We start from the raw sequence: 18284 nt of genomic DNA, 5'->3' as shown, positions 1-18284 counted from the left end.
CTGAGGCCGCACCGTGCTGTGAAAGATGCGTTTCATGACCGACAAGTCCTGGCTGCAACGGGTGGTGCCGTCAGTGCCTTAACCTCCAGGGGCACATCATGCATTATCAACCTAATCAGCCTGTTACAGGCAGCGGAAAGGTACGCAGGCTGTAAGTGCTCCTGACCACAGGAGCCAGCGTATGAGATGGATAGAAATCGCTCGCGTATTTCTGAAGCTCATGGTTGCACTACTGCAACTGCTTGAAATTATCGTGAAGTCCTTCAGGTAAATCACGTTCAGGCCGCACCTAAGGGAGGTGATGTTTACCTCCCTTTAATCATGTCGTTGAATTAAGCAGAACAGGGCAGTGTTAAATCAGGCCAGCCAGCCTTTCACCACCGGCAGCAGCGCCGGAATCTGCGATAGCAGATACAGCACCAGCCCGATGGTGCCGCCCACCAGCGTGCCGTTGATGCGGATAAACTGCAGGTCCTTACCGATGTTCAGCTCGATCTGCTGCGACATATCGCGCGCATCCCAGCTTTTCACCGTGTCGCTGATATGGCGCGTCAGGAACGCCGCGAACTCCGGCGCAACGCTACGGGCAGCGTCTTCCAGATGCTGATTCATCGAGCTGCGCAGCCCTTCATCGGCGGCGAGGGTTTCGCCCAGCCACAGCGACGCCTGACGAACCTTGTCCTGCACTTTTGACGCCTCGCTGTTGAGATCCGCTTTCAGCCAGTCGCGCAGATCGCCCCACAGCTCGCCGATATAGCGGTTCAGCGTAGGATCGTCTTTCAGCCAGCCTTTAATTACCTCGGCGCGTTCCGCCATTTCCGGATCGTTTTTCAGCTTCTCAATCAGGCGATCTACCGCGCGGTTAAAGCCCAGCCGCAGTTCATGGCCCTGATCCAGCGCCACATCATCCAGCAGCGAATCCACCGCATTCGCCACCAGTTCTGCGCTGTGCTCGCCCAGCCACTCAGTCGGTAACATTTTGGCCTTGATGGGATGCTCGCGCTTCAGCCAGCGCACCAGCTGGTTAGCGATAAATTCCCGGGTACTGGGTTTATCCAGCAGCCGCAGCAGCTGATCGATCGCGGCATCCAGCAGCTCCTGATGGCGGTTATTTTTGGTCAGGCTTTCCAGCATCAGCGCGCCGGTCTGGCTGAGATCCACCTTGCCGATCGCCTTGTGCACCGCCTGGCGCATAAAGTGCTGGATGCGTGCGTCATCCGTCAGATCGAGAAAGCCGCGCATCACCTGCAAAAGATGGCGACCGACCCGATCGGCATTACCGGGCGCGCTCAGCCATGTCGCCAGCATGTGCGACGGATCGTGGCGGCGGATCAGATTCAGCAGCGAATCGGTATCCAGAAATTTTTCCTGCACAAAGCGGCCCAGATTCTCACCGATGCGATCTTTATTGCGCGGAATGATGGCCGTATGACGGGCAATAAACGGCACCGGCACGCGGCGAAACAGCGCCACCACCGCAAACCAGTCGGCCAGCGCCCCGACCATCGCGGCTTCGGCAATGGCTTTGATACCGCTGACGTAGAAGTTGGGCGGCAGAAACAGCGTGACAACAAAAGTGATGGCGGCCAGCAGCAGCAGCGAGAGCGCCAGGCGTTTGGTCCGTTTTAATTCGCGTTGTTTATCCATATCCTGATCTTAGCAGCTTGCCTGCTGAGTAAGTCAACGTTGCCCGATCCAGGCCGAAAAGCGCAGTTAAGTCTGGCACTAAACCGGCCTGTCTTAACATGTCGGGCGATGTGCTCATCAGACTGTTCCTAAAAACTAATAACATTAAAAATTACCACTCTTATAAACAGTTACAGCAGTGTACATTTCGGGAGCAGTCTCCGTACGTTGACGCACCCTATCCATGGAACCAGACCAGGAGAATTCACGTGAAAGCAATCGCAACGGCAACCGCAAGTCTGTTGATGTTAATGAGTGGCATCGGCGCGCACGCAGAAGGGCTGACCACCTCTGCCGATGGAAAAAATCTGACCGTCAGCTTCGGAAAGCCCACCATTAAGCAGGTTCTGCATTACCGTAAAATGTACGACAAAAAACCCTTCCCCGATGCCGAAATTTATTACTACGACAACGGCACCTATAAAATCATCTCGCAGGGGGAAAACCATTACGGCGTGTACGTGATGCAGGGCAAGTTCGATGATGAGACCTTCACGGTGCGCTTTATCTCGCTGCCGTCCACCGACTGGGGCAACAAGACCGCCTTCCATCAGCTGACCTTTGTGCGCGGCGATAAGCAGAACGTGTTTATCCAGAACGCGATTGTCGATACCGGCGAGGCGATTGCCCAGCAGAACGGCACCTACACGCAGGAAAAGAACACCGTCACCAACCCGGTGTCTACCAGCTGGAAACACAAGTAGCGTTAAGGTGGCAGCCAGGCTGCCACCGACCTTTAGCGACGGCGACCGCCAAACAGGCTGCCCAGCACGCCGCGAATAATCTGGTTAGTAATCTGTCGTCCCGCGCTTTTTGCCATGGTTTGCACCACGCCATCCCGCTTGCCGCCACGCGGACCGGTGCTGCCAAACAGGATCTCTTTTAATCCCCCCAGAATACCGTCGTCGACCGCTATGGCATTGCCTTTGGCTTCGGGCGCATTGGCCTTGTCACTGGCGGCCTGCACGCCCTGTTGCAGACGTTCGTAAGCCGATTCCCGATCGATTTCCGTGTCGTATTTGCCCGACAGCGGAGAATGGTTGATTAGCCCGTTGCGCTCGTCCGTATTCACCGGCCCCATGCGCGAGCCGGGAGCGATCACCATCGCCCGTTCCACCACCGACGGGCTGCCTTTGGCATCCAGAAAGGAGATCAGCGCTTCGCCGGTGCCCAGCGCCTGGATCGCCTCTGCGGTCGTAAAGGCCGGATTGGCGCGCAGGGTTTCGGCGGCGGTTTTCACCGCTTTCTGATCGCGCGGCGTAAAAGCGCGCAGCGCATGCTGCACCCGGTTGCCTAACTGGCCCAGCACCGTATCCGGAATGTCCGCCGGATTCTGCGTCACGAACCAGATCCCTACGCCTTTGGATCGGATCAGGCGGATCACCTGCTCGATCTTCTCCAGCAGCACCGGCGGCGCATCGTTAAACAGCAGGTGCGCCTCGTCAAAGAAGAACACCAGCTTCGGTTTGTCCAGATCGCCCGCTTCCGGCAGGTATTCATACAGCTCTGACAGCATCCACAGCAGGCTGGTCGCATATAGCTTTGGCATCTGATACAGCTTCTCGGCCGACAGGATGTTAATGATGCCCTTGCCGTCGCTGTCGACGCGCATCCAGTCGCTAATTTCCAGCATCGGCTCGCCAAAGAAGTGCTCCGCGCCTTGTTCTTCCAGCGCCAGCAGCCCGCGCTGGATCGCACCCACCGAGGCGCTGTTGATATTGCCGTACTGCGTCTGAAAGCTTTTCGCGTTATCGCCGATGTACTGCGTCATGGCGCGCAGGTCTTTAAAATCCAGCAGCAGCAGGCCCTGATCGTCGGCGATGCGGAAGATGATCTGCAGCACGCCGCTCTGCACCTCGTTCAGGTTCAGCAGCCGCGCCAGCATCAGCGGGCCCAGATCCGACACGGTTGCGCGCACCGGATGGCCTTTCTCCGCAAAAATGTCCCACAGCACCACCGGATTGCGCTGCGGTTGCCAGTCGGTCACGCCGATGCTGGCCAGCCGCGCCTGTAGCTTTTCACTGCTCTGGCCTGCCATCGCCACACCGGTTAGATCGCCTTTCACATCCGCCATAAATACCGGCACGCCAATCGACGAAAAGGATTCCGCCAGCTTTTGCAGCGTCACAGTTTTTCCCGTGCCGGTCGCACCGGTGATCAGGCCGTGGCGGTTTGCCATCTGCGGCAGCAAATGCAGTTGAACGTCAGGGGTTTGGGCGATAAGCAGGGGATCGGTCATAGCGCAGTACTCACAAATAGTCAGTCATGCGTCAAGCATAGCCAGCGGGGCGGCAGCCGTCAGTAAAGTTTGCGTGCTGCCGCCCGGAAATTTACTTTTGCACCTCTTCAAAATTCAGCAGCGTCACGCCAATGCCCTGCTGCGCATGCGTCACGTTCTTACGCAGCGCGACCTGCACCTCGCCCTGCAGCATCACCACGTAAGGCGAGTTCTGCTGAAGCTGCTGTTGCAGCGAGACGTAATCGGCCCGGCGCTTCGCGGCATCGCTTTCTCCGGCGGCTTTACGGGTCAGGGCGCTCAGCTCCGGAATATCCCAGCCCACGCGCCAGGCCAGCGTTTTGCTGCCGTTTGGCACGTTATAGGCGAAGGTACTGGCGTTAGTGTTCGGGTCGATATAGTCCGCGCCCCAGTAGGTAAAGATGGATTCGAACTGACGGCTGCGCATCTTGCTCCACAGCTCGGATTCCGCCACCGGCTGGATATCCAGATTCACGTCCGCCTTGGCAAAGCTCGACTGCAGCGCCTGGGCAATATCGATATACGGCGGCTGATTCACCACCGTCAGCGCGATATGCGCGCCAGGCTTAATGCCGCCTTTGGCTAAGATCGCTTTGGCCTTCTCGACATCGTAGTGGAACGGTTTGGTCTCCAGCGCGCCGTCAAAGCCCTGCGGCAGGAAGCTCTGGTGCACGCGATATTGCCCCTTCAGCAGTTGATTCGCCAGGCTGTCGTAGTCCACCAGCCAGCGCGCCGCCTGCCATAAGGCCGGATTACCCAGCGCAGGCTGCTGCGTGCTTTTGGTATTAAAGCCCAGGTAGTAGATCAGGCTGGAAGGAAAGGCCGCGATGTGCACATTGGGATCGCTTTTCAGCGAGGCCAGCTGATCCGGCCCCAACTGGTAGGCCGCATCCACATCGCCCTGCTGGATCAACAGACGACGGGTGCCCGGATCGGCTACGCCTTTCAGCAGCACCCGTTTCAGGTGCGCTTTCTGCGTGCTGTTGGGATTGGCTTCCAGCACCAGCGCCTGCAGGGGCACGAACTGTTTGATCGCATAGGCCGCACTGCCCGCTGAGTGCGTTTTCAGCCAGCTGTTGCCGTAGTCATTACTGACGGCATGCGACTGCGCCAGCTTGCTGTCGACAATGGAGGAGACCGGCGCGGTCAACAGGCGCAAGGCCAGATCCTGCCCGATTTGTGCCGGCCAGCGCAGTTCCAGTTGATGATCGTTGATCACGGTGAACTGCTGGTCGATGTTCTCCGGTGTCCAGCCAAATTCACTCAGGATAAATGAGGGCGCTTTGTTCAGCTTCACCGCGCGGGTAAAGGAGAACACCACATCCTGCGCCGTTAACGGATTGCCGCTGGCAAAACGCGCCTGCGGATTCAGGTCGAACACCAGACTGTGTGGGGTTTTACCCGGCTGCCAGCGCAGCGCCGCCAGCGGGGACAGCTTCTGCGGATCCTGATGGTCCGGCTCCAGTAACGTCTGGTAGATGTTGCGCAGGCTGCTGTTGCTGACGGTTTCAAAGCTTTCCGCCGGGTCAAAACTGATAATGCCGTCCAGCGGCACGGCGACCACGAACGTATCTTTCGGCGTTGCCGCGTGGGCGGCAGAGGAGAGAGCAAGGGCGGTAAGCAGGAGCAGCGGTTTGCGCATGGCGGTTATCCTTAATGATTGATAACCCTACTGTAACCCGCGGCAGAGCAGGTCAAAATGCCGGTTTGTTCTGAGCTATGCCAGTTTCGTCTTAGCTGATAAGCCGCCCGTTAAGGGCGGCTCAGATCGTCAGTGGAAGTTGTGAATCACTTCCAGCACGCCGTTGATAATGAACTGCACGCCCATGCACACCAGCAGAAAGCCCATCAGACGCGAGATCGCCTCGATGCCGCCTTTGCCCACCAGGCGCATAATCGCCCCTGAACTGCGCAGGGAAATCCATAAAATCACGCTCACCACCAGGAACGTCAACACCGGCGCGACGTTAATGACCCAGGCCGGAAAATCCACCCCGCTGCGCACGGTAGAGGCCGAGGAGATGATCATCGCGATCGTCCCCGGCCCGGCGGTGCTGGGCATCGCCAGCGGCACAAAGGCGATGTTCACCGGCTCCTGCGCGGTTTCCAGCTCATCGTGCTTGTGTTTGGCTTCAATCGAATGGCCCACCGGCTTCGCCGGAAACAGCATCCGAAAACCAATAAATGCCACAATCAGTCCGCCCGCGATGCGCAGCCCCGGAATGGAGATGCCGAACGTATGCAGCACCGCGCTGCCCGCATACCAGGCCACCATCATGATGGCGAAAACATAGATGCTCGCCTGCAGGGCCTGACGGTTGCGCTCCCGAAAATTCATCTCACCGGCCAGGCCCAAAAACAGCGCCACGGTGGTGAGCGGGTTGGCGAGCGGCAGGATTACTACCAGTCCCAACCCGACAGCTTTGATTAACTCCAGCATGCCTTATTCCGCTTAGTGTTTAGGCCGTTCCAGCGCTTCCAGCAGCTCCGGGAAGAAGTCTTGCAGAATTTCCGGCGTCATCAGCTCCGGGTACTGCATCAGGTGCTCGCGGATGCGTTCGTTCACGTCCGGGATCAGGCGCTGTGCCGCATCGCTGGCGCTGATTTTATGCTTCTTCATGCTGCGCAGCAGGTCGGCGGGCAGGTTGTCTTCGTCTTCGTTGTCTTCCACCATCTCCAGCGCATCCAGCTCGTCGAACATCTCCATTAACGCTTCGGTTTGCGGCGTGCGGGATTCATATTCGCGCGGATGCTCTTCTGCCATGTAGCGCAGCATCAGGCGCATCGGCGTGCCATCCGGGGACTTGGGTGGTTCGGCGGCGAACCAGGTCAGCAGCTGGTGGATAGTGACCTGATGGACGTGATAACCGTTATCCACCAGTTCGTCGGCCAGCAGCTCAGCGCTTTCGTTTTCAATCAGGCAGATATGCGTGCGGTTGGGATCGTACTCTTCGAGCCACTGGTAGATCTCTTCGATCACCCCATCGTCGTACTCGAACTTTTTGTTTACATAGCTCCCTTCTGACGCATTTACGCAGGCTGTGATCAGGTCTGGATCAAAGTAAATTGCGATGTTGATACCTTTCATGCGTGCCGTCCTGTTCAAATCCAAAACATCACTATAACGCTCAACGCATTAGGAAGGAAAACTTATGACTTAACGTGTTGCGATACAAGATGATACAGACAGCGGGCGGGGTGCTGACAGGCGGTAAACAGGCGGAAGGGAAGGGCGATAAACCTGCCAGCGCGGGGCTGGCAGGCGACGGTCAGGAGATAAAGTTTTTACCCTGCTTCAGCACCACGTCACAGGCTTTGGTTTTGAGCTTCTCGCCCATCGGCGAGTTGCTGAGGCTTTGCAGGTTCAGCTGCTGGCCATTGCCGGTGTTCAGCAGCCCGGCTACGCCCTGGGTGTAATCCGGTTTCTGCGCCTGTGCCGCCGTGGTGTTCAGGCCCAGTTTGCTCAGCACCTGGTCTTTTACCGACTGCACGTTGTTTTTCACCACGTTGTGCTCCACGCAGTACTGCATCACGCCGGCGGCATTGGTCATGCTGTTGGCGCTCATGGCTTTGTCGTTGCTGTTCAGCAGGCTGGTAATGGAGGACATCGACAGCCCGCCGTTCTGCTGACCTGCTGCACCGTTGTTTTGCTGGCTGAGCTGGTTGGCGGCACTGCTCAGTTGATCCTGCCAGCTTGCGGCTGACGCATTGCCCGCCAGCAGCAGGGCTGCCAGGGCGCAGGCGATATGGCGCTTTTTCATTTCGACCTCGATTGGGTTTAGTGCTTCGTGTTGCTAAGAGGCGGTGCGGATGAGAAAGTTCCGACGAAATGGCGAGGGGAAGGCGGTTTGGGAGGATTCTGGCGGTGGTAAAGTGCGGGTTTATCCGGTTCCGTGTGTTTTTTCGCCGCTTAGCGCACAACACAGCGGAATAGAGTTGCGCGCCGGGCACGTAACGGTATAATCGCCAACGTTTTCCGCATCCTCTTCAGTGCCGAAGTGGCGAAATCGGTAGACGCAGTTGATTCAAAATCAACCATCGAAAGATGTGCCGGTTCGAGTCCGGCCTTCGGCACCATTATCCTGTACATTCTCGTCCTAGGAAATCCAAAAAACCTTTAAAATCAAAGTTAATACTGATTTTGTTATCCGGTATCGTCCGAGCACATCCGTTGCAATCCAGACCCCGCTGGGGGCATCCCCACTTCGATAAGAAATGTGCCCCCAAAATGAAGCTGAATGCCCGTCAGGTCGATACTGCTAAACCTAAAGAAAAACCTATAAAATGGCTGATGGTGGCGGTTTGTACCTTGAGGTCACGACCAAAGGATCAAAGTACTGGCTTATGAAGTACCGACGGCCAGCCGAAAAAAAAGAAGACCGGCTTGCCTTTGGCGTCTGGCCGACAGTGACGCTTGCTGAGGCACGTGCTAAGTGTGACGAAGCTAGAAAGATGCTAGGGCAGGGTATTGACCTCCAAGGCTGAACAGAAAGAAGCTTAGGCTGAGAACGCCGGAGCTTATACTTTTGAAACGATCGCCCGCGAATGGCATGCGAGTAACAAGCGCTGGAGTGATGACCATCGTTTACGGGTCATTCGCTATCTTGAGCTATATATTTCCCCTCATATCGGTTTGGCAGATGTTCGTAAACTGAAAACCAGCCAGCTTTTAGCACCTATTAAGACCGTTGATGCCAGTGGCAGGCATGATGTAGCTCAGCGTCTTCAGCAGCGTGTTACATCTGTAATGCGCTATGCCGTGCAGAACCATTACATTGAATCTAACCCTGCTGTTGACATGGCCAGAGCACTTTCTACGGTCAAGGCCCGACATTATCCTGATTTGCCCTTCAGCCGCTTTCCTGAGTTTCTTGCGCGCCTTGCCGCATATCGTGGACGAATTATGACGCGCATTGCTGTAGAGCTTTCATTATTAACTTTTGTTCGTTCGAGTGAGCTGCGCTTTGCCCGGTGGGATGAGTTTGATTTTGAAAGAGCCTTGTGGCGGATACCAGCACAGCGAAAAGAAATAGAAGGGGTTCGTTATTCCCACCGAGGCACGAAGATGAAAGAGGAGCATCTAGTACCACTAAGCCGGCAGGTTTTAGTCTTATTGGAAAAGCTAAAGCAATTAAGCGGTGACAATGAGAGGCTCTTTCCAAGCAATCACGATCCCAAAAAAGTTATGAGCGAAAATACTGTTAATAATGCTTTACGTGCGATGGGTTATGACACGAGAACTGAAGTTTGTGGTCATGGTTTCAGGACGATGGCACGTGGTGCTTTGGAAGAGTCAGGTTTATGGAGTGATGACTCAATAAAACGCCAGTTAAGTCACTCAGAACGTAACAATGTTCGCGCTGTATATATCCATACTTCAGAGTATTTAGATGAACGCAGATTAATGATCCAATGGTGGGCTGATTATTTGGATGAGTATGGAAAAAAACCAAATTAGCCTCTATGATCACTCAAAACTAAAAGCTATAAATATTTAATATTATAAATAGCCTTATAATACTTTAACTCAAGGGTTGTTTAGATTAAATACAATCTGGTCTCTTCGTTATCCATGCACCATTTGTCGGCATATATTCTATTTATGGTTTCTAAATCCATTTTTATTTTACCTATACTATCTTTATCGAAAAATGAATTATCAATAAGCTTCGTCCAGCCTTTAGGATAGAATGTGGAAATTATGAAAGTAGTAAATGCATATACATTGAGAACCCTTTTCACTGGCATTCTAGACTCATTTTCGTAACCGATGTGTAAATGATGTGCTGGATGATCATGCTTGTTATACTGGTGGGGATGTTTGTCTAATCTTACTGGGGTAGAGCTTTTGTAATCTGATGTTGTTTCAAGAAATTTTTCATATTCAGAAGTAAATGATGTTGAACTCCGATAGATTAACTTTTCATCATCAGTAAAAGAGTCCCATACATCGCCTAACTCCCCATATATATACTGTTCCTCGGTGGGAACTGATATGGGTGACATTATAAAGCGATAACTTGATTCTTCATAAAGAAATAAACTGTTGTCTTTAAGCATGCAATGATAGTAAAAATTTTCCATATGGAAATTCCAATAATCTTTATAAGTCAGCCCTCTGACTCTTTTAGCATATCCACTATCATAAACCAAACTCTCGTTTGGATGCGCTAATAACTCTGCTGCATTAAGTATATTAATAGCGGCCTTTAAAGAACTATAATCCTTAGTTAAACTCATTTCTTTTTCCCTTTTCTAGCATTTTGTTCCTCAAAAAATGCTTTCATATTATCAAAGCTACCGAATCTCTCTATAATATTTTCAAGCTCTGTGAGATCCTTTGAGTCTATATTTTCGGCATGCTTTATGTCATGCTCAATTTGCATTGCCTCTTCTTTTGATGGGTATTTGAATCTTATGTTAGGGACGTTATCAAGCGCTTTGTTTAATTCTGCTTCCAATCCTTTTGTACCTTCACCTATGCCAGATATATACAGCCATCCTTTAGTTCTTGTCATCGCAGTGAATAGCAGGTTCCTATTTCTAATATTTAGGTTATGACTCAAAAAATCAGCGCCAACAACATAAACAGAGTACGCCTCATTACCCTTAGCTTTGTGTATTGTACTTAAAGTGACACGGCCTTTAACTCGGAAATCCCTAATGCTAATTTTATCCGCGTGAACATTATTTGTTGGGATCGAATGATCGTTTAGAAGGCTACTTAAGTTATTAAAGTAACTATTACAGTTATAATCATCGGCACATATTACCAGAATATCTTCGGGTAATAGGCCTTCACTTTTTATATCATTAATAATAGATGCGCATATCGTATTTACTTCAGCAGTTAAATCCTTAGAATTAAAGTTATAAGTTAGAATCTCTCGTGCTTCTTCATCAGACAATGTTGGAGATTTTTGCACTGTTCTGACTACATCTACATCTTCTAACTCCTCAAACTCACCTTCAGAACGCGATAGTACATTATAACCAAGATCCTTCCAGTATCTTACGGTCTCAATTTTTTGAGCCTGCTTTCCATACACACCCAGACCTATTGCATGGGCGCATACCAATATGGAAAGTGGCGTTCTATAACATACTTCAAGAAACTTATCGCTTAAGAATTGCGTTCCATCATCAAATATATCTGCTGCTGTTGGTGTTCTTTTTTGGAATATATTTTGGAAAACATCCGCACCAAATATTACTTGTTTATTTCTTGCTAGTTTCGTACATAGTCTCAAAAAATATATATTATAATCTTGCGCCTCATCAACAAAAACATAGTCGTAAAGCGGTTCTATATTAACTTTGTCAAGTAAATCCTTACATGCATATTCGAAAGCATCCATACCAAGAGGTCGCATCGATTGGGCTGCGGGAAATGTTAGAAAGGGGTGATTAAAAGCTTGGCATGCTTCATAGTATACACCTGCATTGGATCTGCCTCCCCATGAATGCATAACAGTAACTCGGTCTAAATGCGTTGAGTCATCATGAAATTCTCTATAAAACCTTTGAATTAGTCTTTGTACATGTTGATAGAGACTTTTGGTACTGAAGGTGTACAATATTGTTGCTTTATCATCTCTCAAAAGAGTTTGTGCTGTTTTCATTGCAAGAATTACTGTCTTTCCTGAGCCTGCAAGTCCACGTATTCGTTGCGGGCCGTTGAGAGCAGGAATATAACCATCCTGTTGATCTCGGTCGAAGAGAAGTATCTTGGATTCGACCTTGCTTATTTTTACAGCTTTAGAATCGTCAGAAAGGTTTTCTAAGTTTCTATCTTCAGGTCGTAATAAACCTTTAGCACCTTGAATCGTGGATATAGATTCCAAGAAAAGCTGTCGGCTAAATTTCTTATAACTACTATTAATAGTCTCTATAAAGGATGCTTCTGTACAAACAACTTCATTACTTGATTCAAAATCATTTATATCATCATCTGCCAATAAAGGGGCGTATAGCACAGTTTTAATAGGGATATTAAAGCCCATATAACCGTTTCTTAATTTGTCGTTTTTAATTAACCTTGAAACTATATAGCTGGCAACTCGATCCAATGACTTATTGTCATCTTTAAGCGTTTTAATACTATAAGATGTTGCTTCTGAGATGTAAAATATTACCACTCCATAAATAGGGCTTATCATCAACAACTGAGATACAACTAAATTATCGTCGTCACCTTTGTACAAAGGAAATTCGAAGAATATTTCAGCTTCTTCTAAATTTAATGGTGAGCCATCTAAGATCCTGATCGCATCTGAAATTATTTTATTTTTCTGATATTGAATGTTGCTGGGATTGATGTTCACGGCGATTCCTTTGTTCTCAATAACGTTAAAAACACAGTCTCATGCTATCGTTTTCTAAGCTCTCAAGACAGCATTTTAATGCGTTGCGCGCACTCGTAGCCCCGCCACGCCTGCGCACTTCATGTAGCGGTTTTCATGCACCTGCATGAGTGGCTCCGGGCCGCGCCGCCACTGGTCTTTGCTGCCGCTTTTGGGTGCCTGAGACTCATGAGTTTTCATGCAGCATAAACATGCACTCACGCAGCAGACGTAAAAAAGCCCGGCAGGTGCCGGGCTGAGGCGTTATTTCTGGCCGGGGAACCGCCTGCGCTGACGCCGGTCAGTTCCGGCACCCCTGAAGGGGTAGGGACCAGCAAGGCTGATAACATCATCACGAAACATCAGCGGCAGCTTTGTATTCGTCCAGCTCATCATCAGTTTCATAATATATCCACGGTACAGCGTGTCTGCATCGTTTGCCCCTTCAAGTACGCCCGGCGCATGGGGGGAGCCATACCGTTCAAACTGGCTATATTTCATTCTGAGCAGGCTGGTCAGCTCAATGGCGTGGAAGAGAAAGAATTCATCAATGAGCGCATCGATGCGCTCGTCCATGATGCGCTCATGGCAGGTGATGTAAGCGTGAGCCTTTTGCCCGGTCACGTCGGCCAGCCCCGGCAGCTGCTTTTATCTCTGGGTAATCAGCCCGGCCAGCCCGGTCGCCGTTTCCTGCTGCTCCAGATACTCCGCACGCAGCGCCTTCATCTCCGGCGTGACGGTGCCGCCGTTCTGCTCCAGCAGCTATCGGAAGCGTGTCCGGTTGACGGCGCGGGCATCAAGGCGATTACCGGCGGCGATGCGGTGTCCGTTGGCCCCAAGTAACGCGACGCCTACTCAACCCACATTCCGGCGGTGATTCTGGCCGTGAACAACAACCCCATGCGCTTCACCGACCGCAGCGGGGGCGTGTCACGCTGTCGCGTCATCCTGCATTTCGCGGAAATTATCCCGGCAAACGAGCGCGACCCGCAGCTGAAGGAGAAGATACAGGCGGTGCTGGCCCCGTCATCGTGCGCCAGCTGATGCAGCGCTTCAGCAACCCGCAGGACGCCCGCGCGCTGCTTCAGCAGCAGCAGAACTCCGGCGAGGCCATGCGCATCAAGCGCGACGCCGACCCGATGGTGGACTTCTGCGGCTATCTGTTCGCGACCGCCGAGCCGAACGGCCTGCACATGGGTAACGCCAGCATCCGGCCCTTACAGCCGAAGCGCTACCTGTATCACGCCTATCTGGCGTACATGGAGGCCAATGGCTATCGTAACCCGCTCAGCATGAAGACCTTCAGCCAGGCGCTGGAGAGCATCATGCGCGAGTACGGGAAAAGCTATCTGAAGCGGCGCACGAAGCTCGGGATGCAGACCAACCTCGGGCTGACGGACGAAAGCAGCTCCGACTAGCTGCCAAAGTGCGACGATCTGAACGCAGCATGACAACCAGAACCGGCGAAAGCCGGTTTTTTTAAGCTTATAAAATTTGAATATGCAATGGTGTAACTATAATGTAACACTTAATAATTATGTTTATGAAAGCGGGTAGCTCATGGATCTCAATGGTAGAGAATATGCAGTACTTACATGGATGTTAATAGGTTTTTTATTGTGTCTTTTTTACAAACCTACTCGTATGTCAATTTTAGATATATTATTGATAATAAAAAATAAAGCCGTTGTCAAGGTGTTTCTTATATTAGTTCTGTGGGTGTTTTTAGAGGTTGTATTGCTTCATCAGTTAGGGGTGTGGAGTATTTTAAATTTAAAATCAACATTGGTATGGTTTGTCAGTTATGCTTTATTGACAATATTCGAGGTTGTTAATGTAAGTTACGCAAAAAAATACTTCAGGGATAAGTTTAAAGATAATTTAAAACTAAGTGTTTTGCTGACTTTTTTGCTTGAATTGCAAAGTTTTTCTTTTTTTACTGAATTTTTATTTTTTCCCGTTATTTTTATATTGAGCGGTATGGTGATCGTAGGTCGGGAAAAAGAAGAAACAAAAAGGGTAAGCACTTTCTTATGTTCAGTCATTAGTCTTTTTGTGGTTTTTTATTTTGCTCACTCAATATATATTTCTATTCTTTCATATAAAGAGACTTTTACGTGGTTTAACTTTACTGAGCTTTTAATCCCCATGATGTTATCTGTAATATACATGCCATTTTTGTATTTTCTTCATCTTTATGTTAATTATGAAAGGAATTTGGTGTCATTAAAGTTATGTACAAATAATCATTTTTTGTACAAAGAAGCCACTAAACTTGCAATTATTTATTTTCGCAATGATATTGATGCGTTAAATATATTCGTACGTGATGTGGGTCAAAACCCTTTTAAGAGTGAAGGTGAGATTAAGCTGCGCATTAAAAAAATCCTTCAGAGAAAGAAATTAGAGGCTAACCCTCCATTGGTGTTGCCAAGCGAAGGTTGGTCACCATTTCTAGCAAAGGACTTTCTCTTAGAGAAAAACATAACGATGAATGACTATCATCTCAGTTTTGATACATGGGTATCTAGCAGTAAAATGATAGAAATTGGCGAAAATAAATTAATTAAAGATAATGTTGATTTTTCTATTAACGGGACGGAAAATGTAGCAAGGTCTCTTAAAGTTAGAGCTCATATTAATAACATGCCTCTTTCTAATGAAACCCGAGAAACCATTCATGAAATCGCCGATATCTTAATTTTAAAATCACTTGGTTCCGAAATTTCACTTAAATTTTCCTTATTTGATGATTTTCCAAATTTAATAAAATATAAAAATTACAAAATAACCACAAGAAAAGAGTTTTTTGTAAAAAAAGAAAAAGGATTTACATTTGAATTGGTAATTTCAATAGTTTGAGAATATTGATTCTAGCTATAAATAAATGATATCTATTAAGGACCTAATAGGTTTCATGATGATGTTCATCCGTGGTGTACATCGGTGGTTATTATTCATCATTGCTTCATCGCTTAATTTGATGACTTTAAGAATAAAATTCAAGGGTGTAGGGTGTGAAGGGTTTCCAGTAAATCTTTTTTACTTGATTGGTCCAGATATGTTCAGCATTACTAGCCACAAAATGGCGTAAAAACTATTGCCTTCGGCACCATTTCGTAGGGGATTTTGCATCTGGATCTGTCACTGCGATTTTCTTTAGCCTGCCTTTGTGGACCAGCGGAGGACCGTTCTGGAGGCAATCATGGTGAAAAATGCAGCGGCAACCAAACGCAACAACCGTAAAATCGATGCTCGTCAATTTCTGTCGACACCAGAGGGCAAAACGTGGCTCGAACGGAAGAAAGCAGAAGAGGCTGAGTTGAAAATTGTCGCATAGGTCAGGAAATTTAACTGAGTTGAGCTAACTACAAAGGGGTGATGATGTCCCTTCTCCTGCCATACGATTCTGATCTGCTGCGATTGGACGCGATGCCATTTGCAGATTTTAAAAAAATGGAGCCAGCGTCAGGCTCCTTAAATGCTCGTTCTTTTTACTTTACGTATTATGTGGACCCAGGAATCGATCACCATTCAGATGGATCATATGAGTTGGTGCATCAGCCACCCAAACCTCTGTTTCCCAAGATAAATCCATAAGGTATTTAGCCATTACTTTACGGTCTGGAAACGCCGTAACATAAACCAACCCCGGTTTTGCATTCGCAAATAATTTCGCTAATTCACCGCGGCGTTTTCCATCAACTGGGCCATGAGAAGTGACTGATTCGATTAACAGTAACCAATTACGTTTTTCCCAATAGAGAACAACATCAGGCAGTTTTCCTTTGCGGTTAACTGTTACCCCCAGCTCTGCAAGTCGCTCCTTGCGAAAATGATCCTCCTTCGCTCCAGTGTCACCGATGTATATAACTTCGGCTTCTGGAGCGAAGCGAGGGCCAAACTCAACAATGATATTCTTGATTAACTGACTGTGGGCACCTGGGCTTAAAATGAGCTCCGTTCCATCGTTCAGCTTCAAAGGGATCATTTCCATTTTTCTTGCCATTGCATACTGTTCAACCAAGGTAGATATGCTTCCCATGTGCTCTTTGAGTGATTCATCCCATTTAGGTGTACCATACGTTAGCAGCACGGTATGCAATTCAGGTGCTATTTGATAGCAGGCTTTGGGAGAGTTTACTGCGCGGTTGGGTTCATCAGGGTTGTATAGGGCAATTCCACCATCACAAAATTGATGCAGTGTTTGTCTGCGGAAAGTCTCACGCGTGTTCGGCGCATATTCCTTACCATATACATCTCTACACCAATCCATGATCGGAGTGACACCCATCATAGGTCGTAATATATTTGACCAGTCTCCATCAGGATGAAGGTCAAGTAGAGCGAGTAAGGTCAGTGCTGAACGTTCATTTATCTGAGCGCGTGGCATCCCAAGCAAACGCAATATCTCAAGAGATTGTTCTATTTTTTCTTGAGCTTTCAGTGGATCAGTCGTTTTTCCTTCTGTCATCAGATCTAATTCCCTATTAATTATTTCATCTATTTGATTCTGACTAAGTACTTCACTGTCTAATACACTGCCCATTTTCCGCAAAATTTCCAGTGGCGGATAGTGGATCGATCTTAGGTCTGAGGCATTTATTTGAGTGTGCCCACCGAACTGGCGATAGTATTTGTCCAATAAAGTACAGTTCAAATAAACATAAAGCCCACGGGCAAGATCTGCGTCCATACCAGCTTTTTTAATATGAAAGACATTGGTTTTATTTTCAAAACCTATCAACTCACCTGGAAGGGATGAGTCATACAAAGTTGCTACAATTCGACGTTTTTCTTCTTTACTGCTAAATCTTTTAATGATCAGAAAGTAGCCCTCATTTTTCCAGAGCCATGGGCGTGATGAATCTGACACCCTTATAGCATTTGGTTTTTTTCCGTCGAGGGGCCAATGAACTTTCCCGTTTAAATGCTGGGGGAAAAGAAGCGGGACGGATTCTGCATCTAAATTTTCGCGCAGATCGTCTCGAAGTCGAAAGTTAACAACAGGTCCTGTACTGACCTGAATTTTTAGATCGTCTAATGTTGATGTGAATGGTGACAATCTTTCAATTATGTCCTGCTCACGCGGGCTTGCTGCGATATGTATGAACTTCTGTTTATCCGTAGGGTTTACAATTTTATCGATTGAAACCTTACGTTGTGTCATGTCAGTAGCTGTTATTTGCCCAGTTTCTTCATCAAGATGAAAATCAGACGTTGGGCTTGAAGTGATCGTAACTTCACCCTGAGGTACACCTTTGACGCAATGAATGATGATATTTTCTTGAAGAACTTCATCTTCTGCAAATGCAGTATTCCGTGTGTCAAAAATGTGAATATGCTTGATGGATGTTTCCGAAAGCAACTGTTCCCGGAAAGGTTGATAGTACGGGCCATTACAGAAAGATCGAGGAATGATTGCCACTAATTCCCCACCGGATTTTAACTGTTTTAACGCTAAAGCAACAAATCCTGAATATAAATTGACTGTTTCTATGCCTGCATTGCTCATCGAGATGCGGTGAGGGCTGGAGGATAGAATTTTTTTGTATGGGGGATTCATGATGACATGGCTGTACGTTTCAATCTCTTCCGGGTTGAAAAGGTTTTCTATGCGCAGACTTGTCTCGATTATGAAGTCTTTCTTGTTGATTTTAAATGAGAATTTTTTTCCAAACTCATTTGCACATGATTTTAGTGTGTTATCCAGGAATGGCAACATCACCTCTTCAATGTCATAGACCTCGAGCTCTAACCTTTCAACCCCCAAGGACAAGGCTCGATCTACGAATGAAGCGGAAAGTGATCCCACCCCACATCCAGGGTCAAGTAACTTAACCTCGCTTTCGATGTTGTCGAAAAGACTTGCCATGAACAGACAAATCGGGGCTGGAGTCATAAACTGACCGAGTGCTGATTTGGTCTTGGGGTTGAGTAGTTTGTTCGCTTCTTTTCTATTCTGTTCAGCCAATTCCAAAAGACGCATCGTTTTTCCA

The 18284-nt window shown here is 48.6% G+C and carries 14 protein-coding genes, 1 tRNA gene and 2 pseudogenes; 6 read left to right on the top strand and 11 right to left on the bottom strand.

What is annotated here, in order from left to right; genetic code table 11:
* Positions 1-357: 357 nt before the first annotated feature.
* A complete protein-coding gene (locus tag GC090_RS17810; protein WP_324020589.1) occupies positions 358-1647 on the bottom strand; it encodes a DUF445 domain-containing protein in 1290 nt (429 codons plus the stop codon).
* Positions 1648-1895: 248 nt separating this feature from the next.
* Here GC090_RS17810 and GC090_RS17805 point away from each other — a divergent pair, with 248 nt between their 5' ends.
* Complete coding sequence (locus GC090_RS17805; protein WP_006121814.1) at positions 1896-2390, top strand: hypothetical protein; 495 nt, start codon at positions 1896-1898, stop codon at positions 2388-2390.
* A gap of 32 nt (positions 2391-2422) precedes the next feature.
* Here GC090_RS17805 and GC090_RS17800 read toward each other — a convergent pair whose 3' ends face one another.
* From GC090_RS17800 to GC090_RS17780, 5 genes are all read right to left on the bottom strand, one after another.
* A complete protein-coding gene (locus GC090_RS17800) occupies positions 2423-3925 on the bottom strand; it encodes a helicase HerA-like C-terminal domain-containing protein (RefSeq protein WP_054688218.1) in 1503 nt (500 codons plus the stop codon).
* A gap of 91 nt (positions 3926-4016) precedes the next feature.
* The gene (locus tag GC090_RS17795) at positions 4017-5585 is read right to left on the bottom strand and encodes an ABC transporter substrate-binding protein (RefSeq protein ID WP_324020588.1); all 1569 of its coding nucleotides are present in this window, start codon (positions 5583-5585) and stop codon (positions 4017-4019) included.
* A 129-nt stretch (positions 5586-5714) separates the two neighbouring features.
* A complete protein-coding gene (locus GC090_RS17790; RefSeq protein ID WP_324020587.1) occupies positions 5715-6383 on the bottom strand; it encodes a MarC family NAAT transporter in 669 nt (222 codons plus the stop codon).
* Between the two features lie 12 nt (positions 6384-6395).
* Positions 6396-7031, bottom strand: coding sequence for a hypothetical protein (locus tag GC090_RS17785; RefSeq protein ID WP_006121820.1), 636 nt, complete (start codon positions 7029-7031; stop codon positions 6396-6398).
* A gap of 181 nt (positions 7032-7212) precedes the next feature.
* Positions 7213-7704, bottom strand: coding sequence for a YjjA family protein (locus GC090_RS17780; RefSeq protein ID WP_054634574.1), 492 nt, complete (start codon positions 7702-7704; stop codon positions 7213-7215).
* A 231-nt stretch (positions 7705-7935) separates the two neighbouring features.
* On the opposite strand from GC090_RS17780, the gene GC090_RS17775 reads away from it, so the two are divergent.
* Positions 7936-8020, top strand: a tRNA-Leu gene (locus GC090_RS17775).
* Between the two features lie 151 nt (positions 8021-8171).
* Positions 8172-9441, top strand: a pseudogene (locus tag GC090_RS17770) (tyrosine-type recombinase/integrase).
* Between the two features lie 40 nt (positions 9442-9481).
* Here GC090_RS17770 and GC090_RS17765 read toward each other — a convergent pair.
* From GC090_RS17765 to GC090_RS17750, 4 genes are all read right to left on the bottom strand, one after another.
* Entirely contained in the window at positions 9482-10183 is a 702-nt protein-coding gene (locus GC090_RS17765; protein ID WP_324020586.1) for a DUF2290 domain-containing protein, read from the bottom strand.
* On the bottom strand, positions 10180-12267 hold the full coding sequence (locus GC090_RS17760; RefSeq protein ID WP_324020585.1) for a DEAD/DEAH box helicase: 2088 nt from the start codon (positions 12265-12267) through the stop codon (positions 10180-10182). Before GC090_RS17760 ends, GC090_RS17765 begins: the two co-directional genes overlap by 4 nt.
* A gap of 75 nt (positions 12268-12342) precedes the next feature.
* Entirely contained in the window at positions 12343-12486 is a 144-nt protein-coding gene (locus GC090_RS17755) for a hypothetical protein (protein WP_324020584.1), read from the bottom strand.
* Positions 12487-12549: 63 nt separating this feature from the next.
* Entirely contained in the window at positions 12550-12861 is a 312-nt protein-coding gene (locus GC090_RS17750; protein WP_324020583.1) for a hypothetical protein, read from the bottom strand.
* 207 nt (positions 12862-13068) lie between these two features.
* Here GC090_RS17750 and GC090_RS17745 point away from each other — a divergent pair.
* The 3 genes and pseudogenes from GC090_RS17745 to GC090_RS17735 all read left to right on the top strand — a co-directional run.
* Positions 13069-13703, top strand: a pseudogene (locus GC090_RS17745) (primase-like DNA-binding domain-containing protein); the annotation flags it as partial.
* Positions 13704-13845: 142 nt separating this feature from the next.
* Positions 13846-15147: a hypothetical protein gene (locus tag GC090_RS17740; protein WP_324020582.1), complete on the top strand. Its 1302-nt coding sequence runs from the start codon at positions 13846-13848 to the stop codon at positions 15145-15147.
* 343 nt (positions 15148-15490) lie between these two features.
* Positions 15491-15625 (top strand): hypothetical protein, encoded by a 135-nt coding sequence (locus GC090_RS17735; RefSeq protein WP_324020581.1) that lies wholly within the window; start codon positions 15491-15493, stop codon positions 15623-15625.
* A 159-nt stretch (positions 15626-15784) separates the two neighbouring features.
* On the opposite strand, the gene GC090_RS17730 is transcribed toward GC090_RS17735, so the two are convergent.
* Positions 15785-18274 carry a BsuBI/PstI family type II restriction endonuclease gene (locus GC090_RS17730; protein WP_324020580.1) on the bottom strand — a complete coding sequence of 830 codons (2490 nt, stop codon included), beginning with the start codon at positions 18272-18274 and terminating at the stop codon, positions 15785-15787.
* Between the last annotated feature and the right edge of the window lie 10 nt (positions 18275-18284).

This window comes from Pantoea sp. JZ29, assembly GCF_035190385.1.
Taxonomy (GTDB): domain Bacteria; phylum Pseudomonadota; class Gammaproteobacteria; order Enterobacterales; family Enterobacteriaceae; genus Pantoea; species Pantoea stewartii.
Note: the sequence above shows the minus strand (reverse complement) of the source record. Positions and strands in the feature narration are given on the sequence as shown.